The sequence below is a fragment of the Chromohalobacter beijerinckii genome, from assembly GCF_023061185.1.
In the GTDB taxonomy this organism is placed as follows: domain Bacteria; phylum Pseudomonadota; class Gammaproteobacteria; order Pseudomonadales; family Halomonadaceae; genus Chromohalobacter; species Chromohalobacter beijerinckii.
Window position 1 is genome coordinate 66,259 of sequence record NZ_JAKGAK010000003.1, and the last position, 21,829, is coordinate 88,087.

General features: G+C 59.4%; 23 protein-coding genes and 1 tRNA gene. 6 read left to right on the forward strand and 18 right to left on the reverse strand.

All coding sequences use genetic code 11. The features are described from left to right. Window positions 1-19: 19 nt before the first annotated feature. The gene (locus tag L1075_RS03810; RefSeq protein WP_178999610.1) at window positions 20-1,435 is read left to right on the forward strand and encodes a sigma-54 interaction domain-containing protein; all 1,416 of its coding nucleotides are present in this window, start codon (window positions 20-22) and stop codon (window positions 1,433-1,435) included. Window positions 1,436-1,520: 85 nt separating this feature from the next. Here the strand turns inward: L1075_RS03810 and secF are convergent, their stop codons facing one another. The 5 genes from secF to queA all read right to left on the reverse strand — a co-directional run bounded on the left by secF (window position 1,521) and on the right by queA (window position 7,028). After that, window positions 1,521-2,429 carry a protein translocase subunit SecF gene (secF, locus tag L1075_RS03815; RefSeq protein ID WP_178999611.1) on the reverse strand — a complete coding sequence of 303 codons (909 nt, stop codon included), beginning with the start codon at window positions 2,427-2,429 and terminating at the stop codon, window positions 1,521-1,523. Between the two features lie 12 nt (window positions 2,430-2,441). Further along, a complete protein-coding gene (gene secD / locus L1075_RS03820) occupies window positions 2,442-4,292 on the reverse strand; it encodes a protein translocase subunit SecD (protein WP_246940062.1) in 1,851 nt (616 codons plus the stop codon). A 100-nt stretch (window positions 4,293-4,392) separates the two neighbouring features. After that, window positions 4,393-4,722: a preprotein translocase subunit YajC gene (gene yajC, locus L1075_RS03825; RefSeq protein ID WP_040242920.1), complete on the reverse strand. Its 330-nt coding sequence runs from the start codon at window positions 4,720-4,722 to the stop codon at window positions 4,393-4,395. 69 nt (window positions 4,723-4,791) lie between these two features. After that, entirely contained in the window at window positions 4,792-5,910 is a 1,119-nt protein-coding gene (gene tgt / locus L1075_RS03830; protein WP_246940486.1) for a tRNA guanosine(34) transglycosylase Tgt, read from the reverse strand. Window positions 5,911-5,957: 47 nt separating this feature from the next. Then, window positions 5,958-7,028, reverse strand: a complete 1,071-nt coding sequence (gene queA, locus L1075_RS03835) for a tRNA preQ1(34) S-adenosylmethionine ribosyltransferase-isomerase QueA (protein WP_246940065.1) — start codon at window positions 7,026-7,028, stop codon at window positions 5,958-5,960. 158 nt (window positions 7,029-7,186) lie between these two features. On the opposite strand from queA, the gene L1075_RS03840 reads away from it, so the two are divergent. Further along, window positions 7,187-7,273 (forward strand) — tRNA-Leu (locus L1075_RS03840). A gap of 53 nt (window positions 7,274-7,326) precedes the next feature. Here L1075_RS03840 and L1075_RS03845 read toward each other — a convergent pair. The 13 genes from L1075_RS03845 to L1075_RS03900 form a co-directional block, all read right to left on the reverse strand. Further along, the gene (locus L1075_RS03845) at window positions 7,327-8,337 is read right to left on the reverse strand and encodes a phage integrase (protein WP_246940068.1); all 1,011 of its coding nucleotides are present in this window, start codon (window positions 8,335-8,337) and stop codon (window positions 7,327-7,329) included. 1 nt (window position 8,338) lies between these two features. Beyond that, complete coding sequence (locus L1075_RS03850; protein ID WP_246940070.1) at window positions 8,339-9,643, reverse strand: hypothetical protein; 1,305 nt, start codon at window positions 9,641-9,643, stop codon at window positions 8,339-8,341. 70 nt (window positions 9,644-9,713) lie between these two features. Continuing rightward, the gene (locus L1075_RS03855; RefSeq protein WP_246940073.1) at window positions 9,714-10,469 is read right to left on the reverse strand and encodes a TraX family protein; all 756 of its coding nucleotides are present in this window, start codon (window positions 10,467-10,469) and stop codon (window positions 9,714-9,716) included. Next, a complete protein-coding gene (locus L1075_RS03860) occupies window positions 10,466-11,722 on the reverse strand; it encodes a secretin N-terminal domain-containing protein (protein ID WP_246940075.1) in 1,257 nt (418 codons plus the stop codon). The genes L1075_RS03855 and L1075_RS03860 overlap by 4 nt, the downstream gene beginning before the upstream one ends. After that, on the reverse strand, window positions 11,703-12,770 hold the full coding sequence (locus L1075_RS03865; protein ID WP_246940077.1) for a zonular occludens toxin domain-containing protein: 1,068 nt from the start codon (window positions 12,768-12,770) through the stop codon (window positions 11,703-11,705). The genes L1075_RS03860 and L1075_RS03865 overlap by 20 nt, the downstream gene beginning before the upstream one ends. Beyond that, window positions 12,770-13,120 (reverse strand): DUF5455 family protein, encoded by a 351-nt coding sequence (locus tag L1075_RS03870; RefSeq protein ID WP_246940079.1) that lies wholly within the window; start codon window positions 13,118-13,120, stop codon window positions 12,770-12,772. Before L1075_RS03870 ends, L1075_RS03865 begins: the two co-directional genes overlap by 1 nt. A gap of 2 nt (window positions 13,121-13,122) precedes the next feature. Continuing rightward, on the reverse strand, window positions 13,123-14,259 hold the full coding sequence (locus L1075_RS03875) for a hypothetical protein (RefSeq protein WP_246940081.1): 1,137 nt from the start codon (window positions 14,257-14,259) through the stop codon (window positions 13,123-13,125). A gap of 335 nt (window positions 14,260-14,594) precedes the next feature. Further along, window positions 14,595-14,858, reverse strand: coding sequence for a major coat protein (locus tag L1075_RS03880; RefSeq protein WP_246940083.1), 264 nt, complete (start codon window positions 14,856-14,858; stop codon window positions 14,595-14,597). A 103-nt stretch (window positions 14,859-14,961) separates the two neighbouring features. Beyond that, on the reverse strand, window positions 14,962-15,060 hold the full coding sequence (locus L1075_RS15850) for a tail virion protein G7P-2 (RefSeq protein WP_378093229.1): 99 nt from the start codon (window positions 15,058-15,060) through the stop codon (window positions 14,962-14,964). A gap of 16 nt (window positions 15,061-15,076) precedes the next feature. After that, window positions 15,077-15,421 (reverse strand): hypothetical protein, encoded by a 345-nt coding sequence (locus L1075_RS03885; protein WP_246895061.1) that lies wholly within the window; start codon window positions 15,419-15,421, stop codon window positions 15,077-15,079. Window positions 15,422-15,794: 373 nt separating this feature from the next. Further along, the gene (locus L1075_RS03890; RefSeq protein ID WP_246940085.1) at window positions 15,795-16,010 is read right to left on the reverse strand and encodes a hypothetical protein; all 216 of its coding nucleotides are present in this window, start codon (window positions 16,008-16,010) and stop codon (window positions 15,795-15,797) included. Continuing rightward, window positions 16,007-16,522 carry a hypothetical protein gene (locus tag L1075_RS03895; protein ID WP_246940088.1) on the reverse strand — a complete coding sequence of 172 codons (516 nt, stop codon included), beginning with the start codon at window positions 16,520-16,522 and terminating at the stop codon, window positions 16,007-16,009. Before L1075_RS03895 ends, L1075_RS03890 begins: the two co-directional genes overlap by 4 nt. Then, window positions 16,519-16,725 carry a DNA-binding protein gene (locus L1075_RS03900; RefSeq protein WP_246895058.1) on the reverse strand — a complete coding sequence of 69 codons (207 nt, stop codon included), beginning with the start codon at window positions 16,723-16,725 and terminating at the stop codon, window positions 16,519-16,521. Before L1075_RS03900 ends, L1075_RS03895 begins: the two co-directional genes overlap by 4 nt. A gap of 122 nt (window positions 16,726-16,847) precedes the next feature. Between L1075_RS03900 and L1075_RS03905 the strand changes: the two genes are divergently transcribed. The 4 genes from L1075_RS03905 (at window position 16,848) to L1075_RS03920 (ending at window position 21,820) form a co-directional block, all read left to right on the forward strand. After that, a complete protein-coding gene (locus tag L1075_RS03905) occupies window positions 16,848-17,132 on the forward strand; it encodes a hypothetical protein (RefSeq protein ID WP_246940091.1) in 285 nt (94 codons plus the stop codon). An 83-nt stretch (window positions 17,133-17,215) separates the two neighbouring features. Continuing rightward, on the forward strand, window positions 17,216-18,079 hold the full coding sequence (locus tag L1075_RS03910; RefSeq protein WP_246940093.1) for a DUF2726 domain-containing protein: 864 nt from the start codon (window positions 17,216-17,218) through the stop codon (window positions 18,077-18,079). After that, the gene (locus L1075_RS03915; protein ID WP_246940096.1) at window positions 18,080-18,754 is read left to right on the forward strand and encodes a hypothetical protein; all 675 of its coding nucleotides are present in this window, start codon (window positions 18,080-18,082) and stop codon (window positions 18,752-18,754) included. A gap of 618 nt (window positions 18,755-19,372) precedes the next feature. Next, complete coding sequence (locus L1075_RS03920; protein ID WP_343310850.1) at window positions 19,373-21,820, forward strand: membrane-bound PQQ-dependent dehydrogenase, glucose/quinate/shikimate family; 2,448 nt, start codon at window positions 19,373-19,375, stop codon at window positions 21,818-21,820. Window positions 21,821-21,829: the final 9 nt, after the last annotated feature.

The following is a 21,829-nucleotide window of genomic DNA, read 5'->3' on the forward strand; positions in this document are numbered from 1 at the left end:
TACTGAATCGAGAGGTGACATGCCCGACCACGATATCGAGGCCCAGACTCTAAAGGCGCTGGTGCACACCGGGCACGATCATGTCTTCATCGTCGATGTCGATGGCCAGGTGCTGGATGTCAGCCCGGGAAGTGCCGCCGTCTACGGCATGAGCCGTGAGGCGCTGTGTGCGACCACGGTGTACGAGCTGGAGGCGCGTGGCGTGCTATCGCCCTCGGTCTCGCTCGAGGTGATCCGCACCGGTCAGCCGGCGCAGGTCATGCAGCGCACCGGCACGGGACGCCAGGTCATCGCCGAGGCATACCCGGTGTATTCATCCGGGCGCTTAGTGCGCGTCATCAGTCGCTCCATGGACATGACCGACCTGCGGTTGCTGCAGGACGAATATGCATTGCTCCAGCGGCGCTTCAACGAACACCTCAAGCGTGGTGGCGCTCCGGCATCGGGAGACGCGTTAGAGCTGGAGTCGCTGGAGGTCCGCAGCCAGGTCATGCATGAGGTAGCGCAGCTCATCAAGCGGGTGGCGCCGACCGATGCCACGGTACTGATGCTCGGAGAGTCGGGGGTTGGCAAGACAGCCTTCGCGCGCCAGCTCCATCGTTGGAGCCAGCGGTGCGATGGCGCCTTCGTGGACGTCAATTGCGCGGCGATCCCCGAGTCGCTGTTCGAATCCGAGATGTTTGGCTATCAACCCGGCGCGTTCAGCGGTGCTGCGCGCATGGGCAAGGCCGGGCTCCTGGAGCAGGCCCACAAGGGCACGCTATTTCTCGACGAGATCGGCGAGTTGCCCCTGGCCATGCAAAGCAAACTGCTGAAGGTGATCCAGGACGGTTACCTGACACGGCTGGGGGATACGCGCTCGCGGCGAGTGGATTTTCGCCTGGTGGTCGCCACCAACCAGGACTTGGCGCAACGCGTGGAGGAGGGGCGTTTTCGCCTCGACCTCTACTATCGGCTCAATGTGATCCCCGTCACGCTGCCGCCCTTGCGCGAGCGTCGCGAAGATATTCCCGGCCTGGCGGAACGCCAGCTCGCCCGGCTCAACGAGCGCTATGGCATGGATAAGGTGCTGCATCCTCGCGTGTGGCCGGAGTTGATGGGGGGCGACTGGCTGGGAAACGTTCGCGAGCTGGAAAACTGGCTCGAACGCGCCTGGTTGTCGGCCGAGGGGGGTGTCATCGGCGCGCCAATGGAAGAACGTGACGTGGCGCCAGCACGCGTGAGCACATCGACACGCGTCGCTAGTCCGCTGGCGACGCTAGAAGAAGGGCGCTCCCTACGCGAGACACTGGAGACCGTCGAGGCCGAGATCCTTGGCGAGTTGGCGATGCGGGTGTCGAGTACCTACGCCATGGCCGAGCGCCTGGGTATCAGCCAGCCTAGCGTGGTGCGCAAGCTGCGCCGTCATGGGCTGAAGATCGTCCCGCGCGACTAGCCTCTAGCGCAAAAAAGTCCACCCAACGCAATACGCCTCCCCGGAGGGAGGCGTATCGGATACTGAACGGCTAGGCCGACGAGTTCTAAGGCAGTTCTTCTTCCTCGTCGTTTTCCTTCTTCGATGGAATCAGGTCCTGGCGCTGCAGTTTGATGGCCAGCAACAACGCGGCGGCCACGTATACCGACGAGAAGGTCCCCGCCACGACGCCGAGTATCAAGGCGATCGAGAAGTTGTGGATCATGTCTCCGCCGAGGAAGAACAGGGCCAGAAGTACCAGCAATGTCGTTCCCGATGTCGCCATGGTGCGCGCCAGAGTCTGGTTGATCGACTCGTTGAATATCTGCGCCATGTCGTCGATTTGCGACTTGCGTATATTCTCGCGTATTCGGTCGTAGACGATGATGGTGTCGTTGAGCGAGTAACCGATCACCGCCAATATGGCGGCCAGCACCGTCAAATCGAAATCCAGCCCGAACAGCGCGAAGATGCCGAGTATGATCACCACGTCATGGCCGAGAGAGATCAAGGCGCCGAGCGCGAACTTGTACTGGAAGCGGAACGCCACGTACACCATGACCACCGCCAGGGCCAGCAGCATGCCCATGCCGCTCTGATCGCGTAGCTGATCACCGACCTGCGCGCCAACGAACTCGGCGCGAACCAGGTCGACCGGATTCGCCTCGCTGTCCAGAATACCCACGACGCGTTGCCCGACATCATTGTCGAATGTCTGCTGCAGGCGCACGAGGATGTCATTGGAGGTGCCGAAGGTTTGCACCTGGGCATCCTCGAAGCCTTGGTCGCCCAACTGGCTGCGTAGGTCGTCGAGGGCTGGGGCCTGCTCATAGCGGACTTCCACCAACGTGCCGCCAGTGAAGTCCAAGCCCAGGTTGAGGCCTTTGAACGCCAGGGCACCGATCGCAACGACCGCGAGCAGCACGGAAACGGCGAAGGCTATGCGGCGTTTGCCCATGAAGTCTAACTGTCGCATCGCTCGCTCTCCTCAGATCCAGATTTTCTTCAGCGGGCGTCCGCCGATGGTGAGGTTGATCAGGGCACGTGAGACCAGGATGGCGGTAAACATCGAGGTCAGAATGCCCAGCGACAGCGTGACGGCGAAGCCTTTGACCGGCCCGGTGCCGATCGAGAACAGGATGACCGCCACCAGCAGGGTGGTGATGTTGGCGTCGACGATCGAGGTGAAGGCGCGCTCGAAGCCAGCGTGTATGGCCTGTTGTGCCGGCATTTTGGCCCTGATCTCTTCACGTATTCGTTCGAATATCAAGACGTTGGCATCGACCGCCATGCCCAGGGTCAGCACGATCCCGGCGATCCCGGGGAGCGTCAGCGTGGCACCGAGCATCGACATCGCGGCAACCAGCAGCACCAGGTTGAGCCCCAGCGCGATGTTGGCGACGACGCCGAAGGCCTTGTAGCGCGCCAGCATGAACAGCACCACGAGCAACAGCCCGAGTTCTACCGAGAGAATGCCCTGGTTGATGTTCTGGGCACCCAGGCTGGGCCCAATGGTGCGCTCTTGGGCGAAGTAGATGGGGGCTGCCAGCGAGCCGGAGCGCAGCAGCAAGGCCAGGTCTGCCGCCTCGCTCGAGGAATCGAGGCCGGTGATGCGGAAACGATTGCTCAAGGCGCTTTGTATGGTCGCCAGGCTGATGATGCCGCGCTCGGTATAGGCCTCGCGCTTTTCGACCTCTTCGCCGTCTTCCATCACCGTGTGCGTACGGGTCTTGTGCTCGATGAAGACGACCGCCATGTTGCGCCCGATATTGGAGCGCGTGGCGCGACTCATCATCGAGCCACCGGTGCCATCGAGGTTGATGTTGACCTGCGGACGGTTGTTTTGGTCGAAGCTGCGGCTAGCGCTGGAGACATGATCGCCGGTGACGATGACGTCACGCATCAACTCTGCGCTGCGGTTTTCGTCATTGCGAAAGTTGAGCGTTTCGACCTCGCGATCGGGTGTATCCGGGCGGGCTTCCAGGCGGAACTCCAGGTTCGCCGTGGCCCCCACGATACGCTTGGCGGCGGCGGTGTCCTGCACGCCGGGCAGCTCGACGACGATGCGGCTGGGGCCCTGGCGTTGCACCAGTGGTTCCGAGACGCCCAGCTCGTTGACGCGGTTGCGGATCGTCGTCAGGTTCTGATTGACGGCATAGTCCTGCAGCGCCTGAACGGCCTGTTCGGTGAAGGTCATTGTCAGAGCCGCACCACTACTGCCGTCTTCGTTCTCGTAGTCGAAGTCAGGGAACTGGTCGGCGATCAAATCGCGCGCAGCGTTGCGATCCTCCTCACTAGCGAACTGGAAGGTAATCGTGCGGTCGCCGATCTCGGTATCACGGTAACGGATACGCTCGTCACGCAGGATGTCGCGGACGGCGCTGGCATTCGCTTCCAGGCGTTGCTGGACGGCGGCGTCCATGTCGACCTGCAGCAGAAAGTGCACTCCGCCCTGGAGGTCGAGGCCGAGCTTCATGGGGGTGGCGGAAAGACCGGCCAACCAGTCGGGCGTCGCATCGGCGAGGTTGAGCGCCACGGTATAGGCGTCGCCCAATTGGTCGTCGAGAATGTCACGGGCAGCGATTTGCTGATCGGCCTCGTCGAGTCGAATCAGCGCGCTGTTGCCATCCAGTTCGCTTTGCTTGACGTCGATGCCTTCGTCTTCGAGCGCTTGGGTCAAGCGGTCGAGACGTTCTTGATCGAGTGCGGTGCCGCTGGCGGTACTGCTGATCTGAACGGCGGGGTCGGCGGGGTAAAGATTGGGTAACGCGTAGATGACGCCGACGAGAAGTACGATGAGTATCAGCAGATACTTCCACAGGGGATAACGGTTGAGCATGGAAGCCCTGTCCTTGTTGCTGACGCAGAAGACAACCACCGACCATAGAGCATGGCCGGTGGCGTTGAGGAGGGGCGGTTTCGCGCCTCCTGATAGGAGATCAGATGGACTTCAGGGTGCCCTTGGGCAATACCGCGGCGACGGAGTTCTTCTGAACGTTCACCTCGGTGCCTTCGGCGATTTCCAAGCTGATGAAATCGTCGCCGACATTGGTGACACGTCCCATCAGGCCGCCGCCGATGACGATCTCATCGCCCTTGGCCAGATTGCTGATCAGTTGTTTGTGCTGCTTTGCACGCTTGGACTGCGGGCGCCATAGCAGAAAGTAGAAGATCAGCACGAAGCCGACTAGCATGACGATCTGGGCAATGCCGCCGCCCGCGGGGGAAGCATCCTGCGCGTGAGCTGCGGGAATGAAAAACTCCAGCATGGATTGTTATCTCCGGATGGTAGTTGGGGGTGAACCTGGACCCGAGAGCGTATCCCGGATGGCCTTGGATTACGCTGACAGCGGCGGCACCGGCATGCCGCGCCGTGCGTAGAAGTCCTCGACAAAGGCAGTCAATGTACCCGCTTCAATGGCAGTGCGCAAACCAGCCATGACGCGCTGGTAATAGCGTAGATTGTGCACGGTATTGAGCATCGCACCGAGCATTTCGCCACAACGGTCCAGGTGGTGCAGATAGCTGCGCGTGAAGTGCTGGCACGTATGACAATCGCAATCCGCTTCAAGTGCCTGCGTGGAGTGGCGATGCTGGGCGTTACGGATCTTGACGGTGCCTTCGGCAGTGAACAGATGGCCATTGCGCGCGTTGCGTGTGGGCATCACGCAGTCGAACATGTCCACCCCGCGCCGCACGCCTTCGACCAAGTCTTCCGGTTTGCCGACACCCATCAGGTAGCGCGGCTTGTCGTCCGGCATCCAGCCCGGCAAATAGTCGAGTACTTTGAGCATCTCTTCCTTGGGTTCGCCCACGGACAAACCGCCGATGGCGAGCCCGTCGAAGCCGATGTCCAAAAGCCCCTTCAGGGAGCGCTCGCGAAGCTCGGGATACATGCCGCCCTGAATGATGCCGAACAGCGCCGAGGGCGAGTCGCCATGCGCGATGCGCGAGCGCTCGGCCCAGCGCAGCGACATCTCCATCGAACGCTTGGCTTCTTCCTCGGTGGCCGGGTAGGGCGTGCACTCATCGAAGATCATCACGATGTCCGAGCCTAGGGAACGCTGCACGGCCATCGATTCCTCAGGCCCCATGAAGACCTTGGCGCCATCCACGGGCGAGCGGAAATGCACGCCTTCCTCGGTGATCTTGCGCATATCGCCCAGCGAAAAGACCTGGAAGCCGCCCGAGTCGGTAAGGATCGGCTTTTGCCATTGGGCGAAGTCATGCAGGTCGCCGTGCGTCTCGATGACCTCGGTACCCGGCCGCAACCAGAGATGAAAGGTGTTGCCGAGGATGATTTCGGCGCCGATCTGCTCGACCGACTCGGGCGTCATGCCCTTGACCGTGCCGTAGGTGCCGACGGGCATGAAGGCGGGCGTTTCCACGGTGCCGCGAGGGAAGCTCAAACGGCCGCGTCGTGCCATGCCGTCTTCGGCGAGGCGCTCGAAACGCATGAAGCTTTCGTTACGCATGGGAAGTCTCGTTACGCATGGGTGCCTCGTTACGCATGAGGAGTCTCGGGGAAAGGGTGCGACGTCTCGGTCCGGCTGAGGAACATGGCATCGCCATAACTGAAGAAGGCGTAGCGCTCGGCGACGGCTTCGCGGTAGGCATGCATCACCTGGCGATAGCCAGCGAATGCCGAGACCAGCATCAACAGGGTCGATTCGGGCAAGTGGAAGTTGGTGATCAACGCATCGACGCAGCGCCAAGCGTAACCGGGATAGATAAAGATATCGGTATCGCCACGGTAAGGGGCGATGCGGCCGTCGTCGCGGCCCTGGCTGGCGGTTTCCAGGCAGCGCACGCTGGTCGTGCCCACGGCGATGACGCGTTTGCCGCGTGCCCGCGTGGCCTCGACCTGGCGACAGAGTGTCTCGTCGACTTCCAGCCATTCGCTGTGCATATGGTGCTCGCGAATATCGTCCACGCGTACCGGTTGGAAGGTACCCGCGCCCACATGCAGGGTGACATAGCCCATCTCCACGCCACGCTCGCGCAGCGCCGCCATCAGCGCCTCGTCGAAATGCAGGCCGGCGGTGGGCGCCGCCACCGCGCCCTCACGTCGGGCGTAGACGGTCTGGTAGCGCTCACGATCGTCGAGCTCATCCTCGCGGTCGATATAAGGCGGCAGGGGCATATGTCCGTGACGTTCGAGCAATTCGATCATCGGCGTCTCGCCCAGGAAGCGCAGCTCGAACAAGCCCTCATGGCGCTCTTCGACCACCGCGTGGATGTCGCCCTCGAAAATCAGCTCGGTGCCGGGCTTGGGAGCTTTGCTGGCGCGCAGATGCGCCAGGCCCCGATGCGCATCCAGCGGGCGTTCGAGGAGCATCTCCACGCGCCCGCCGCTGGCTTTTTGCCCGAATAGTCGCGCGGGGATCACGCGGGTGTCGTTGAACACCAGCAGATCGCCGGGCTCGAGGTGCGTCAGCAGGTCGGTGAAACGGCGGTGCTGGACCTCGCCGCTCTCATCGTCCAGGCACAGTAGACGGCAATCGCTGCGCGTCTCGGACGGGTAACGAGCGATCAGCTCATCGGGGAGATCGAAATGGAAATCGGCGCGCTGCATGGCGTTGGAGAGGACGACCTGGAATCGGAAAACTGAATCGGAGATGAGGCACGCACGGCGTGCGCTCGACGAAGGCGGCCTATGATAATCGAGACAGGCGACGAAGTCAGGCCCAATGATTGACGTCGCCAATCTGCTCCGTATAATACGTCTCCGCTGCCCGGGTGGCGAAATTGGTAGACGCAGGGGATTCAAAATCCCCCGGTGGCGACACCGTGTCGGTTCGAGTCCGACCCCGGGCACCAACAAAATCAAGCACTTAGCATTCCCCTCCCTCGCTTGGTTTTGCCTGCTTTCCCTAAAGTGTCAACGAAGTGTCAACCGAGATTCGCGGGCCGAATTTGACCGCCTCCTTGAGATGGCCTGGCGATAAGTGCGCGTAACGCATCGTCATTTGTAGGGTTCGATGGCCCAAGATCTTTTGCAGCGTGAGTAGATCTCCCCCGTTCATGACGAAGTGACTGGCAAAGGTATGCCGGAGCACGTGAGTTCGTTGTCCCCTGGGCAGAGTGATGCCGGCCCTGGACAGCGCGTTGGTGAAAGCCTCGTAAGCGTCATGACGAAAGATGCGCCCAACACTAGGGCCATGGGCTTTAAGCGCGTGGTAGAGGTCGTCGGAAATGGCGACGGTACGAGATCGCCCGTTCTTGGTATTGGCAAAGGTGACGCTTTGATTGCGCACCATTTCACTACGTAGCGTTTGTGCTTCGCTCCAGCGTGCCCCGGTTTTCAAACAGAGCCATACGATCAAGCTGACATCGCGACTGCGCGAGATCTTGAGCGCTTCAAATAGCCGTTGAATCTGCTCATTGCTGAGATAGGTCAGTTCGTTTTCCGGCAGGCGCAAGGCTTTCACGGCTGAGAAGGAGTTATCCCCTTTCCACTCGTCCATGCGAATGGCGACATTCACAACGGCACGCAGATAGCCAATATCGTGGTTAACGGTGTTGGGAGTCTTGCCGGTTTCCAGGCGTTGCTGACGGAAGTGGGCAATGTCGCTTGGCTTGAGCGTCAGTAATATGGGGTCGCCGAGCAGGTCGCATAGGTAGTGCAATTTTTTGCGCCGAGCCTGGCCATCTTTCAGCGAGCCACCATGGACCTGGAACCAGAACTCTATGAAGTGGCTGAGCTTACGCCGGTCCTTTTTCGGAGGGGTGTAGGTCTCTCCGCCGTCCACTATGGCACGAACCTTGGACTCAAAACGCTTGGCTTCACCTTGTGTCTTAAACGACTTCCGGTAGCGTTTGAAGCCTCGCCCACCAGGTTGAATGTCGACTTGCCAGCCGGTCTTGGTCTTCTTGATCGTCATGTTATGCCGCTTTCCCTAGCAATCGTCGCTCGACGAGGCGTTGGCTTATGAGTTCATGGAGCTGGGCGCGATCCAGACCCCGGCGTCGGTAGTAATTGGCGATGTCTTCCCAGGCCCCGCAGAAATGAAGGCCGCGCATTGCTTGGGCAGCGGTGAAGCCTTGACGGGCGTAGATGGAGATCAAGTTACCGACGACCAGGGCGACGTTCTTTTCGTTGCCGAGGCCGGGGGTTTTGCGGGCGCGTTTGTAGAAGAAATCCGGGGTGTGGGCGTAGAACCGGGCGTCTTCCTGGAACAGTTGCCAGGTGGCATCGATGAGCTTGCCGCGTGTGAGATCCAGGCGGTAGGACTGCAAGGCGGTACGCCAGATGCCAGAGAGGTGGGGCACGGTGTCGGTGAAGCGTTTGAAGCCGTGATCCATGTCGAGGCATTCGCCGGTGTCGACGTTGACCGGGGTGCCCTGGGCGTATTCGCGGAGCACGGATTGATGGAAGCGGAATTCGATACGCCAGACGGGTGCCTCGGGATCGTAGGCGCTGGTAAAGGGCTCATCGCCCCCGGTGGTGGTCCAGATGCTTTCCCAGAAGTGAAGCTTGTCGGTGGCGTGGGCCTGCTTGGTCTTGTTGTAGATACAGCACTGTAAGGCACCCGCCGTGCCGAACATGTAGGTTTCGCCGTGGCCGTAGGTGGTGGCGATACTGCCATGCTGAAAGGCGAGTTCGTCGATGCCGTCGATGCGCATGACCTTCTTGGAGCGGGTAACGAAGCGGTCCATGAAGTCGCTCGGCGGTTCCCAGCCCTGGACGTCGAGGGCCAGATGCACGGCACAACCGATAGGTTCGACGTGCTCGAGCAGGTGCGTGGCAATGGTGTCCATGAAGGCTTGGCAGTCGTCGGGGGTGCGCTCATGGATGAAGTGCGGGGACAGCTCGACCTTGACGTGGGTACCGATGCTTTCGACCTTCACGTGGCGGGCATAGAAGAAGACGATTACGCCCAGGTCATTGTTCTGCAGGCGATAGCGAAAGCCCGATCCACTGGCCCCGGCCCCGATGACCCAGGTATGCCCGAACAGGCGTACAGTGGCCCCGCGTCCTTCCTCATAGCGCGTCATCAAATCGTTGAGGTGGGACATGTGGGGTTGCCCGCTGTAGAGCTGGCGTACGGTGTCGACACCGGTATGCAGGAAGCGAACTCCCCCTAGCTGGCGTTGGCCCTGAGGACTCAAAAACAAACGGCCCTTGTCGTCTTGCTCTCCGTTTCCCTGCGCGAGCGATTCCACCGAATAGCGTTCCCAACGGTCCATTTTTCTAAACTCCAATAAAGTCCAACACTGTCAATTAACGGCACCCATAAAGGGTATTTTGCGAGACGTGTTACAGGGCGGGTCTCGCCTGCCCAATGAGCGGCAATAACAAGGCGATCAATGCGAGGTGCAACGGGTACCAGGCCAGCCAGAGACGACGCGGAAGGCGGATGATCGGGCGCAGGGGCATAGCGGGTTGCCTGGCGATGACGATCAAGGCCGTGGCGGTGAGCAGGCTGACCAGAGGCGCTAGAGGCGGTGCATTGATGAAGGCCGCAATCAGCAGGAGAGGTACCACGGCGGCCAGGTGGTGCGGATGCCGGAAGGCCAGCACGTAGGCCGGGACCAGGAGTAAGCCCAGGTGGGCGTATTCGAAAGAGCCGCCCGCGAGTAGCCCGACACAGCCAAGCACGATGACCGCGGCGAGCCGAGAAGGAGTGTCGGTAAGCCGGTCGACCAGGGCCACGGCGAACAACCCGAACGCCAGGGTATAGCAGACGTTTAGCGTGAAGGGCGTCACGACCAGGGCATAGGGCAGTTGCGCGATGAAGCCGATCAAGAGCAGCCGACGGGCGTAGCGCATCGGGTGGCGCGTGTTGTAGACCAAGTGCCAAGCGACCATGCCGGCGAACAGCGGGAAAGCGATACGCCCAACCAGGATGGCCCAGGGCGTGAAGGCGGAGGCGGGCCATAGAAATTTGGTGACGTGCTCGAGCGACATGCTGAGGAGCGCGAGCCACTGGGCGAGGGGGATCCAGGCGTTGCGTGTACATACCTGGCTCAGACTATACGTATAGTCTGGTGGGGCTGTGCATGGCTGGTTCATGAGTTAGCTTCCTGAGTCGGTAGCACGGTGGCTTGCAGCAGGACGTAAAGCCGGGTGCGTTGGTGGCTATCGGAGGTGGAGCGGAACAAGCGACCGATCAACGGGATATCGCCGAGACCGGGCACGCTGGATTCCTGTTCGCGGCTTTCGTTGCTGATGAGTCCGCCCAGGAGTACGGCCTGGCCGGAGGTGATCTGCACGGTGGTATTGATCGAGCGTTGGTTAGTGACGATATCCGAGGCGGTGAGCGAGTCGGCGATGCTGTCCGAGGAGGTGAAGACGTCCATGACCACCAGGCCCCCCGGTGTGACGACGGGGGTAACGTCGAGGCGAATGCCCACGTCGCGGCGCTCGATGGTTTGAAAGGGGCTGTCGACGCTGGCCGCTTCGCCGGTAACGCGCCCGGTGATGAAGGGGACGTTCTGACCGACGGAGATCTTGCCGCGTTCGCCGGAGAGCGCGAGTACTTGGGGCGTGGAGAGAATATCGGCGTGGGAGTCCTTGCGCAGCGCGTTGAGGGCGACGGCCAGCACGTTGCCATCGAAGATCCCGAAGGTACCGCCCGGACTGGCGAGCGAGGTATCCAGCTTGTTGGTGTTGACGCCCCCGGCAAGACCCGCGCCACTGCGAGCGCGACCGAACGACACGCCGAAATCGAGGGTGTCGCCTTGGGTGGTTTCGAACAGCACGGCGCGAATCAGCACCTGGGGGCGGGTGACGTCGAGTTGCGGTAACAGCCGTTCCAGGGCGTCGAGGCGTTTTTCCGGGCCGCTGACCAAGAGTGAGTTGGAGGCGTTGAGTACCTGTGCCTTGGCGGGGCTGACGCTGCCGGACGTGGTTTGCGAGAGAAAGGCCGTGACCAGTGGCGCGAGATCCTGAGCGCGGAGGTGTTGCACAGGCAGGACACGCGATGCCTGGGGTGTACGCGGCACGTCCAGTTGGCCCATGAAGTCGTTTTGTTGCTCGCCGGGCACTACACGCGGGGGATCGCCAGGGACGAGTTGGTAGCCGTTGGCCTCAAGGACGCCCCGGAAGAAGTCGGGTAACTGATCGTCGGGCACATCGGGGGCGTAGGCGGTCAAGGTGCCGTCCACGCGTGGATCGATGGCGATGGCCGTGCCGGTGTGCTGCGAGTACCAACGCACCACGTCTTGAATGGCGGCGTCCTGGAGTTCGATCGGGACGGCGATCGCGGGTAGTGCCGTGCCACTCAAGATGAGCGCAAGGCCAAGATTAGCAACCGATTTCAACATGTTGGGCTCCCTGTTCTAGGCGAAGGCGACAGGCCGCGACCGGGACGACGGAGACGCCTTGGCGTTCGAGGTCGTCGGTGGTGTGGGGCTGGTTGTCGCTGTCGGTGAGGCGGTAGTCGATACGGTCACCCAGGCGGGCGTAACCGGTGATGCGGTAATCGGTGAAGCGTGAGAGATCGACCGGGGCGGCGTCGGGATCGGGCGCGGCGTCGTTGCGGGCGTTGACCTGATCGACGACAAGCACCGAGGTAGTGAGGACGATCCCCAGGAGAAAGCCGCCCAGGGTGAGCAAGGGGCGGTTGAAGCGTTTCCAGTGAATCCGGGTCATGCGCATGAAGAACCTCGCATCGCGGGGGACGCGAAACACGCCATGGGTGAGCCACGGCGGCAGCATCATGTAGGTTTGATGGGGGTAGTTATCGGAGAAGGCTTGCTTGGTGTCGTAGGCCGCGTAGAGCGGGCGACCGGTGTAGGTCCAGCGCTCGACAACGAGGCTTTGCGGTGAATCGCCGTATTTGACGATGCCCAGGTGAAGCTTGGGCATGGGGATCTTGCCCCCGGCGAACATCGACCATAACGAGCCGATGAAGGGCAGCGAGAGGCGATCCAGGCGACGGCAGTAGACGACGTGTTCGGCCAGGGCGACCCGCGCTTGCTTGTCCATGATGCTGAGATCCTGGATCAAGAAGATGATGTCCCAGCCGAGCTTTCGGGCGTGAAGAAACCAGTCGATGACGGCTTGGCGGGATTTATCGGCCCAGCCGCGCGAGTTGAACCAGGTGCCGCACTCGTCGAGCACCAGGAGGCCGTTTTTTGCCTCGTCGTAGGTGTCATTGCCCTGCCCGATGGCTTCCAGGTCGGCAAGCTGAGGCTTGTCGGGAATGCGGTAAACGCGAGTGTTCTTGGGCGTGGGGCCGATGAGCTTATCGAGATTAAGATCCAGGTTCGTGGCGACCGGGCACCCCCGGTTGAGCTTGTCCTTGATCTTGCCCACCGCGACGAGGGTTTTCCCGGCGCCGAGTTTGCCGGTGACGACGTAGACAGCCATTAGAGCCCCGCCATGCCGATGAGGCGATCTTTGATCGTGAAGGCCCACACGGCGAACTTGGCCATCAGGATCGCGGAGACGCACAGCGAGAAGTTATCTGGCAGCACCCGGCCAATGCCATCGGCCAGCATGGGCGGCATGGAGACGATGAGACGATCTATCCCGCTGGCAATCAGATCCGCCATGACTTCGACGAGTCCTAGGATGACGCCGGCCTTGATGAGGAAGATCCCGAAGCGGGCGACCTTGAGCCACAGGAAGAAGCGGACCAGGAGCGTGCCGAAGTGGCGAAGCAGCTCTTCCAGGAGCGGCGACAACCGGGTGAGCAGAATACGTAATAAAGCGCCCATGGTTATGCCTCCGAGCCGTTACGGTAAGAGAAGGCAATCGCGGTCACTTGATAGGCGGTGAAGAAGTACAGCAACCAGGCAAGCGCGGCTTTGATGAGATTGAAGTGTTCGCAGTCGATGGTGAATGAGCGTTCACCGCTGCCGAAGACAAGAGGCGTACAGCCGCCGGAGGAGACCTCGGGTACCAGGCCCGTGACCTTGTCGCGGACATAGCCGAGGGTCTGGCCGAGTGCGCTGCCTTCATTGGTGAAGTAGTCGCGAAAGCGGTCGTTAAGATCGCCTTGGGCGGCGGTGGCGTCTTCGTCGAGTTGGGACATGACATCATCGTTGACGCCCTCGCCATCGAAGCCTTCGCGTATTTCGTTTTCAGAGGGCGCGCCCTCGGTGTCGGTGAAGGTATCGACGAGGCCGTTAAAGCCGTCGTTGATGGCGTCGATTACATCGCCCAGGCCGAGGCCGTCATCGTCGCCGGTGTCGCCAGAGCCACTATCAGAGCCGCCCGAACCGCCACCAGAACCGCCAGAGCCACCGCCGCCTGAGTCGCCCGAATCGCCGCCGTCACTGCCACCGCCAGACGAGCCGCCATCAGTTCCGTCATCACTACCGCTATCGCCGCCGCCAGAACCGCCACTAGATCCGCCATCGTCGGAACCTCCGCCAGAGTTATCGAGATCGGGGGAATTCACGTAACCGGTATCGATGGCCGATTGATCGACTTTGTAGGTGGTGCCATCGAAGGTGACGCAGTTGACCTGGCAATCGGAATCCGGGGTGAGGTAGTCAGGTAAGTCGTCAGTATCTTCAGAGCCGGATGAGTTGGGCGTAGGAACCTGGGTGGGATCGCCCGTCGAGGTGGCAACACGGTTGCCATAGCAAAAGCCGCCCGTGGGGATGCTCGGCCTATCGAAACACTCTAGATCTTCATCATCGGCGAGGGAGATGGAACACGCGCCGGTATCGACGGCACCGCTACCACTAGAGTCTACGCCCTGGGAATAATTGACACGGGAATAACCGCCGTATTGGGATTGGCATTGTTCGTCAGTAAGCGGCATGCCGTATTGTTCGGTGTATCTCGAGAGGATATCGGGGTCGGTCACCAGTGTATCGGTGCAGTGATAGGAGACGGTGGCCTTCATGGCCCACCGCGTCGAGAACATACTCATATTCACGCGGCGGATATTCGAAATATTGAAGTAGCTGTAGGGGTAGCCGTCGCAAGAGCTATAAATCCTGGCGTAAAGGTTGGCGGTGGCGGCGGCTTCATCCCATGGCTTAATGGTATGTGAGGTCACGCTGCCCCCACCGCCAGTAGCCGCCCTGATAGGTGCCGATAGCGGAACCTGCATGAACAGTGCGAGCGTCAGCAGAAGTAGAAATACGCCTGGAGATAGCTTCATACCACCTTACCCATGAAAAGGGGGCCGTGAGGCCCCCGGATGATCGGTAGCCCGATCCAGGATGCGCCGGCCGATTAGGTAGCGCGGTTGGCGAATTTCTTGAACAGGCTGATCGCCAGCAGGGAGCCGACGACGCCCACCACGACGGGCCAGGCATCGGAGGCCATCTGGCTGGCCTGAGATTGGAGTTCGCCGAAGGCTTCGGAGGCGGAGGAGGTTGCCCCACCATCAGAGGCAGCGGCGACACCGATACCGCTCAGGGTCAATGCACCAGCGGTGGCGATCTTGGCGGCAGCTTTTTGCGAGAGTGCTTGGAGGTACTGAAGTTTAGCTTTCATGTTGAGACTTCCATAAATCGCTTGAAGGTAAGCATTGATTTTCCCCACACCCAACCAAGGGCATAGGCACCGAACAGGGTGCTAACGATGAAGCTGACATCGTTCATCGCTGGCCCCCTTTTATTGCGCCGAGCCCGAAAGAGAGCATGAGCCCGATGCAATAAATCAGGAGCCACAGACTTTGATATTGGTCGGCGTCCATGGCTCAGGATCCTGGGTTATGACGCGCTTTTGGCGTCGGGTTTCGCGTCAGTTTTGGGGGCGGTGTTCTGCCCTTGTTGGCGCTGGTTACTAGGCAGGCGCACGGCGATGGCGTGCATGGTCATCTTGCCCTGAGAGGAACGAATCTCGGCGTCGATCTCGACATTGCACGGCAGGTGCGGGGCGATGGCGTGCATCTGATCGAGCAGTTCATAGGGCGCGGTCAACGTGGCGTATTGAAAGCCAAGCTGGTTGTCGTTGTCGGGATCGACCTTTTCGATGATGCCGAGTTTGCCGCCCTTACGGCCTTCGAATTCGTAGCGGGTGGCGCCGATGACGTGGGCGGTAATGGTGTTAATCATGGTCTTGGTTTCCTTCTTGGCGTGTGTGCTGGGCTGCACGGGTTAAGCAGTGGTGAGCAAGCACGGCTAGCTCTGCGAGGGTGGATGCGTCGAATCCGAGCATCCGGGAAAGGTGTTCGGCTTGGGCGTACAAAAGCGCGGCGTGGCCGTAGTCCCGGCCTTGGAGACACCGCGAAGCCCGCTCCCTCAAGGCTCGGGGCTCCGGGCAGGCGTGTACCTGCGCCGCCCCCGTGCCCGTCGGTCGAGTTGCACGGCAGTCGACTCCGCCACCCCCGTCAACCCGTGCTGCGCAGGGTATGACGGGGGCGGCGTCGCCGACTCGGGAAGCCGTGCGACCGACGGGCGACGGGTGACGGGCAGGCACAAACATCTTTTAGAGCCCCGAGCTGGGTCGCGGGGTGGCGGCTTCAACCGTGTTGGGATCGAGTGCCGATAGATCGCCGCGCTCCAGGCGTGAGAGGCCATCCATGATGAGCGTTTCGCTTAGGATGGATGGGGTAAGCCCGTGGGTACCGGCCTGGATCAACAACCGTGAGTGGGTCGGCTGATACAGGAACACGCGAACGGGCGACTTTTTGGGAGTGGTCATTGGGTGATCCTCCGGGGGTGGATAAGTGGGGTGCCCAAAAAGATGGCCCGGGCGGTGGTGCCCAGGAGAACGGGAGGGGTAAGCACCACGTTCCGGGCCGAAGCGTTGGGGACCTCGGGGATGCCGTGGGAGACGGCGGGGGATGCGCTGGGGATGGCAGCGGCTTGGGATTCGGTGTCGTGCTGGGTATCGGTCGCCAGGAGCAAGGCGGCGTCGTGGGCGTCGATACCGTAAAGCCAGGCCATGAAGGCAAGGGCGTCTTCCTGGGAGGTGAAGTCGTAAAGACGGGTGCCATCGTCGGCGACGAAGTCGGCATCGCGTTGAAAGCGTTGCTGGGCTTCGAGGTAGGCGACGTAAGGGACATGCACGGTAGCGGCGATGCCACGACGAGGGGCGTCTTTCAACTCGCAGGAGGCGGCACGCACGGAGGGCTTGCCGTGGCACAGCACCCGGACGAAACGTGCGGGGGTGGGAAAGGTGGAATCCACGTGTTGAAGGCTATAGACGCTCATGACCAGTCCCCCTCTTCCAGGCACTGCATTTGCAGCAAAGACAGGTTGATGACGCGATAGCGGCCCAGCTTGATGGTTGGGAGGTAGCCACGACGGATGTGGCCTTGAATCACGCCTTCCTCTAGGCCGGACATCTGGGCGAACCGCTCGATGGTCATGACAGGCACGAAGGGCGGAATCTGGGGTGCTTTCGTTTCTTCCATGCTGTCACCTGCCTTTGTTTGTCTGTGTTAGTCTTTGAGGAGCGTGTTGTGCGCTATGTCAGACTGCGCATATGCTCATAGTTAAGTACACCTTATATCCGAGTATACCCAGAGATAGGTATATGTCAAACGACCTTGCCAAAAAAATCCGCGAGATAAGAGAAGTCGAAACGTCAGGTCGTGCTGAGTTTTCGCAAGTAGTTGGTATTGCTAAAAAAACGCTCGAGGGCATAGAGCAAACAGGCAGGGTTCCTAAGGGAGATCTGCTGCAAGCGATATGCAGTCAATGGCCGCAATACACGCTGTGGCTGATGACCGACCAGGTGAACGAAGCAGCAGGGCAGGTGAGCCCAGAGATAGAAAAGGCACGTCGCGCCTTTAAGCCGACGGGAACGGATACCGAATAGCCAAGCGGGTTGTGGATAGTTGGTACGCGTAGGGTGGGTTTGGATAATTATATTAAACATTATTAATTTATATCGGTGTTAATATGGAGCTAATTTCATCGTTAAGTGAAGTATTAATGATAATAGCGTTCGCAGGAGCAACAGGCATATGGTTTAGCCTGTGGTTAGGCGCTGGCAGGAAATGGCTTAAAATTAAGTTGCCCATATGCAGTGTTATAACACTGGCAACACTGTTATTAGTTTTTAATACTCCTCTGGTTGTGCTGGTTTATTATATAAAAGAAAGCCCTTTATTGAGCTATTTGGCTATCTCGGTAATTTCCTATTGTGGAACAGTGACAGTCTGGGAACCATTGGAATGGGGGCTAGGAAGGCGGCTTTTTGGTAGCCCTTCAAATAGAAAAAAGAACAGCATGGAAGATGTAGGCGAAGAGCTTAGAAAAGATTGGGAAGAACTTAAGAAAGGGTGGGGAGGCAAGAGCAGCGGTAAGCAAGAGCCGAAGATAGACGATAGGAACCTTTCCGAACATCTAATGGACGCCGGACAGGCATATACTGCTAAAGCTCAGTTGATGACACCTTCGGAACAGCTAGCCTATCGAGTTATAGAGAATAAGTATAAAGACCGGTTCTTTATATTTTCTCAGGTTCGGGTCGTCGATATCATCAAGCCGAATGAAGATGCTTATCCCAAGAGTTCTCGTGAATTTAATGCATTGTTTAGGCAGCTTTCACAATGGCACTTTGACTTTGTGCTTTGTTATAGGGATGATTTTCGCATTTGCTGCGTCATAGAGCTGGATGATCCCAGTCACCAGCACACGGCACGCCAAAAACGGGATAGGATACTTAATAGGGCGTGCGAGGTGGCTGGGATAAGATTAGAGCGAATGCGGCTGAATTATGAAGGCAAAATTGTCGAGAGAGTAAAAGGGGATGGTACCTAAATGAGTAAAGATAATAGCGTAAGGCTGTGGACGGATGAAGAGAAGTACAAGATCATTCTTCTCGTTAATGGCGCGATGGCCTTTGTTTATATATTGATTCTAAGTTTCCTAGTTTTTAAGTATGGGTTGTTAATCACCATATTAGTGCCGGCATTTTTATTTTTAATTTTTATAGTCGCAGTATTTTGCGGCATGGTTGTTAACAAGGATGAAGCGCCAGCGATAGGCTTAAAAAGTCTGCTTATAATGTTAGTTACTAGCGTTGTGGGTCTTGTTGTGTTTTCTCTGTTTTTTGCTCAAAATCTGCCGATTTCCAATGAGGACACGCTTAGGGATTTCCAAATATTCTTGGTGGTAGGCTCATCGGGGATGCTTGGTGGAGTCATGCGAATTTACTCTGGTGAATCGCTGTTGAGTAAGATGGGGCCGGACGTTTGGAAGATTTTTCACTCTCTTTTTGTGGCCTTATTTGTATCCATAGTTTTGTTTTTTCTGCTTAGAGCCGGGATTGTGAAGGAGCCAAGCATAGACACTTTTAATGTGTGGGGGGTCGCCGGTGTTTCAGCAATTACAGGTTTTTTCTCAGAAAAAATAATAAAAAGGTTCCAACGGTTATTCAATGAAGTCCTAGGAGAAGGTGATTTCTCTAGAGAGCGAAATGACGACCGAGAATAGTCAGAATTGTCAACCAACTGTCAACCGCGTTGAGGCCTCGTGGCGTATGTTGGCAGTTTAATTTTTCGTAACATCATGATTTTGCAGATAAAAGCCGTCAGTGACAGTTTTCAAGACGAATTCAAAATCGCTCATGTGGAAAGTGACCACAAAGTGTCCACGCCGAAGACCGGCAAAGGCGCTCACAGTCAAAAGCGCCTTTCGTAACTTACTGTTTTGACGGGTAAAGGCGATTAGTGTCCGGTATCGCGGATATTTCAAAATCCCCCGGTGGCGACACCGTGTCGGTTCGAGTCCGACCCCGGGCACCAGCCTTCCTTCATGACCTCTGGTCATTCCAGCAAGACAAGCTTCTATCTATCTTCTTTTCCTGATGATGTCGATGAGACATGCGTCCATTTTTTTCGTGCGCGCGTGTTCGTGCGCGCGTGCCAAGCGTTCTGCCTGCCTTTCGTTTTTTATATCTTTTATTAACCAATTATGTAAAACGCTTTGATTGCTCTATCCTGAGGGCGAGCCATCAAGATGGCAGGGCGCGTCGATAACGTGCCTAAAGCCGCGTGGCGTGTCGCTTTTACCGGCGATGCAAAGGATCACGGTCATTCAAGGAGAAACGCTTTGGCTACTAATACATCTTCCCACAGGGCTGGCGGGCTGTTCGCCAAGCTGGTGGGTATTATCGTTGCGCTCGCCGGCCTCGCGCTGGGCGGCGGCGGGCTTTATCTAGCGTCACTGGGCGGTTCCTGGTATTACGCGATCGCGGGCATTCTGATGCTCGTCTCCGGCGTTCAGTTGCTGCGTGGTCGTGTTTCCGGTGCCTGGATTTATGGGGTGGTGTTCATTGGCACGCTGATCTGGGCCGCTTGGGAATCCGGGTTGAATTACTGGCGCTGGATTCCGCGTCTCGACGTCGCGTTGATCCTGGCCATTCTGGTCGCTCTGGTCATGCCGAGCCTTCGGGGCGGGCCTTCGCGCAAGGCGGGGTTCTCGGTGGCAGGCGTGTTGTGCCTGGGGCTGATCGTCGCCGGGGCCTTGGCGTTCGTGCCGCGCGGTTATCAACATCTCGAGGACGTGCCGGACGTCGCCGAGAATTCATTGGCGACCGATGTCGGCGGCGCCCAGCCCGCGGATACGCCCGACGATGAGGATTGGGTCGCCTACGGACGCGACAGTGCCGCGACGCGTTACTCGCCGCTCGACCAGGTTACCCCGGACAACGTCGGTGATCTCGAGGTGGCGTGGCAATACCGCACCGGCGATTTGCTCGATCATCGCTGGGGCGCAGAAACCACGCCGCTCAAGGTCGGTGACGACGTGTTCCTATGCACCTCGCGCAATATTCTGATCTCGCTCGATGCCGATAGTGGCGAAGAGAACTGGCGCTACGATCCGCAAGTATCCGAGGATGCGATTCCTTATACAGCCGCCTGTCGTGGCGTTACGTACTATGAGGTACCGGATGACCGTCTCGACGATCTGGCCAGTGGCGATGATGGCGATTCGCAGAGCTGCCGCGCCCGCATCATTTCCGGCACGCTCGATGGTCGTATGCTCGAAGTCGATGCCGCGACTGGCGAGCCGTGTACCGGTTTCGGCGACGATGGCCAGGTCGACATCAAGAAGAACATGGGCGAGACGCCGGACGGTTACGTCTCCATCAACTCCGCGCCAGTGGTGGTGCGCGATGTGGTCGTCACCGGTCACCAGGTGCTCGATGGCCAGCGTCGTTATCCGCCCTCCGGCGTCATCAAGGGTTTCGATGCCGTGACCGGCGAGCTCGAATGGGCCTGGGATGCGGGTCGTCCTGAGCAGAGCGAACCGCTGAGCGGTGACGAAACGTATGTGCGTGGCTCTCCCAATATGTGGACGACAGCCGCCGGCGATAGCCAGCTCGGTCTGGTCTATCTGCCGATGGCCAATAGCGCCGCCGATTACTGGAGCAGTTCGCGCACGCCGGAAGAAAACGAGTGGGCTAGCTCGATGGTGGCGCTCAACGTCGAGACCGGGCTGCCCGAGTGGCACTTCCAGACCGCCCACAAGGATGTCTGGGACTATGACCCCGGTTCGCAGCCGACGCTGATCGACTTCCCCACCGACGAGGGCGAGGTGCCGGCATTGGTGATGCCCACCAAGCAGGGCGAGATCTACGTCTTCAACCGCGAGACCGGCGAACTGCTAGGCGGCGGCGCCGAGGAGCGTCCGGTTCCCCAGGGCGGCGCCGAGCCAGAGGAGCGTAGCAAAACCCAACCCTTCTCGAACTATGCCACGCTGCGTCAGCCCGACATCAACGAGAAGGACATGTGGGGCATGTCGCCTTTCGATCAACTTTTCTGCCGTATCCAGTACCAGCAAGCCAGCTGGAAGGGCATGTACACGCCGCCCACCGCCGATCAGCCGTGGATTCAGTACACTGGCTATAATGGGGGCTCCGACTGGGGCAGTGTCTCCATCGATCCTCGGCGTGGCGTGATGATCGCCAACTACAATGATATGCCCAACTACAATGAGCTAGTGCCCCGTGATGTGGCCAATGAACTGGGCTGGAAGCCTCGCGAGGAGCTCGATAGCGACAGCGGCGGCGCCGAAGGCGCGGGCGATCCGCAGGCCAATACGCCTTACGCCATCAATGTCAATGCCGGCTGGCGCGTTCCTTATACCGGTATGTTGTGCAAGCAGCCGCCGTATGGCCATATCCGCGCCATCGAGCTTGCCAGTGGCGATACGCTGTGGGATCGCCCGTTGGGTACGGCGCGCGCCAACGGCCCGTGGGGAATTCGTTCCGGCTTGCCCATCGATATCGGCACGCCCAATAACGGTGGTTCGGTGGTCACGGCCGGCGGCCTGATCTTCATCGCTGCGGCGACCGATGACCTGATCCGCGCGATCGACATCGAGAGTGGCGAGACCGTGTGGCAAGCGCCGCTGCCGGCGGGCGGTCAGGCCAACCCGATGGTCTACGAGGCGAATGGTCGTCAGTATCTGGTGATCGTCGCCACGGGGCACCACTTCATGGAAACCCCTAGCGGTGACTACGTGATCGCCTATGCGTTGCCCGACGATGCCTGACGGCTCGAT

Bases quoted from the DNA above. Each gene is read 5' to 3' on its own strand.
- L1075_RS03910 (WP_246940093.1), top strand. From the start codon at position 17,216: ATGGAGCTAATTTCATCGTTAAGTGAAGTATTAATGATAATAGCGTTC.
- L1075_RS03895 (WP_246940088.1), bottom strand. From the start codon at position 16,522: ATGAGCGTCTATAGCCTTCAACACGTGGATTCCACCTTTCCCACCCCC.
- secF (WP_178999611.1), bottom strand. From the start codon at position 2,429: ATGCGACAGTTAGACTTCATGGGCAAACGCCGCATAGCCTTCGCCGTT.
- yajC (WP_040242920.1), bottom strand. From the start codon at position 4,722: ATGCTGGAGTTTTTCATTCCCGCAGCTCACGCGCAGGATGCTTCCCCC.
- L1075_RS03855 (WP_246940073.1), bottom strand. From the start codon at position 10,469: ATGAACCAGCCATGCACAGCCCCACCAGACTATACGTATAGTCTGAGC.
- L1075_RS03860 (WP_246940075.1), bottom strand. From the start codon at position 11,722: ATGTTGAAATCGGTTGCTAATCTTGGCCTTGCGCTCATCTTGAGTGGC.
- L1075_RS03915 (WP_246940096.1), top strand. From the start codon at position 18,080: ATGAGTAAAGATAATAGCGTAAGGCTGTGGACGGATGAAGAGAAGTAC.
- tgt (WP_246940486.1), bottom strand. From the start codon at position 5,910: ATGCGTTTCGAGCGCCTCGCCGAAGACGGCATGGCACGACGCGGCCGT.
- L1075_RS03865 (WP_246940077.1), bottom strand. From the start codon at position 12,770: ATGGCTGTCTACGTCGTCACCGGCAAACTCGGCGCCGGGAAAACCCTC.
- L1075_RS03845 (WP_246940068.1), bottom strand. From the start codon at position 8,337: ATGACGATCAAGAAGACCAAGACCGGCTGGCAAGTCGACATTCAACCT.
- L1075_RS03880 (WP_246940083.1), bottom strand. From the start codon at position 14,858: ATGAAAGCTAAACTTCAGTACCTCCAAGCACTCTCGCAAAAAGCTGCC.
- L1075_RS03850 (WP_246940070.1), bottom strand. From the start codon at position 9,643: ATGGACCGTTGGGAACGCTATTCGGTGGAATCGCTCGCGCAGGGAAAC.
- L1075_RS03900 (WP_246895058.1), bottom strand. From the start codon at position 16,725: ATGGAAGAAACGAAAGCACCCCAGATTCCGCCCTTCGTGCCTGTCATG.
- L1075_RS03870 (WP_246940079.1), bottom strand. From the start codon at position 13,120: ATGGGCGCTTTATTACGTATTCTGCTCACCCGGTTGTCGCCGCTCCTG.
- L1075_RS03905 (WP_246940091.1), top strand. From the start codon at position 16,848: ATGTCAAACGACCTTGCCAAAAAAATCCGCGAGATAAGAGAAGTCGAA.
- L1075_RS03810 (WP_178999610.1), top strand. From the start codon at position 20: ATGCCCGACCACGATATCGAGGCCCAGACTCTAAAGGCGCTGGTGCAC.
- queA (WP_246940065.1), bottom strand. From the start codon at position 7,028: ATGCAGCGCGCCGATTTCCATTTCGATCTCCCCGATGAGCTGATCGCT.
- L1075_RS03885 (WP_246895061.1), bottom strand. From the start codon at position 15,421: ATGATTAACACCATTACCGCCCACGTCATCGGCGCCACCCGCTACGAA.
- L1075_RS03890 (WP_246940085.1), bottom strand. From the start codon at position 16,010: ATGACCACTCCCAAAAAGTCGCCCGTTCGCGTGTTCCTGTATCAGCCG.
- L1075_RS03875 (WP_246940081.1), bottom strand. From the start codon at position 14,259: ATGAAGGCCACCGTCTCCTATCACTGCACCGATACACTGGTGACCGAC.
- L1075_RS15850 (WP_378093229.1), bottom strand. From the start codon at position 15,060: ATGGACGCCGACCAATATCAAAGTCTGTGGCTCCTGATTTATTGCATC.
- secD (WP_246940062.1), bottom strand. From the start codon at position 4,292: ATGCTCAACCGTTATCCCCTGTGGAAGTATCTGCTGATACTCATCGTA.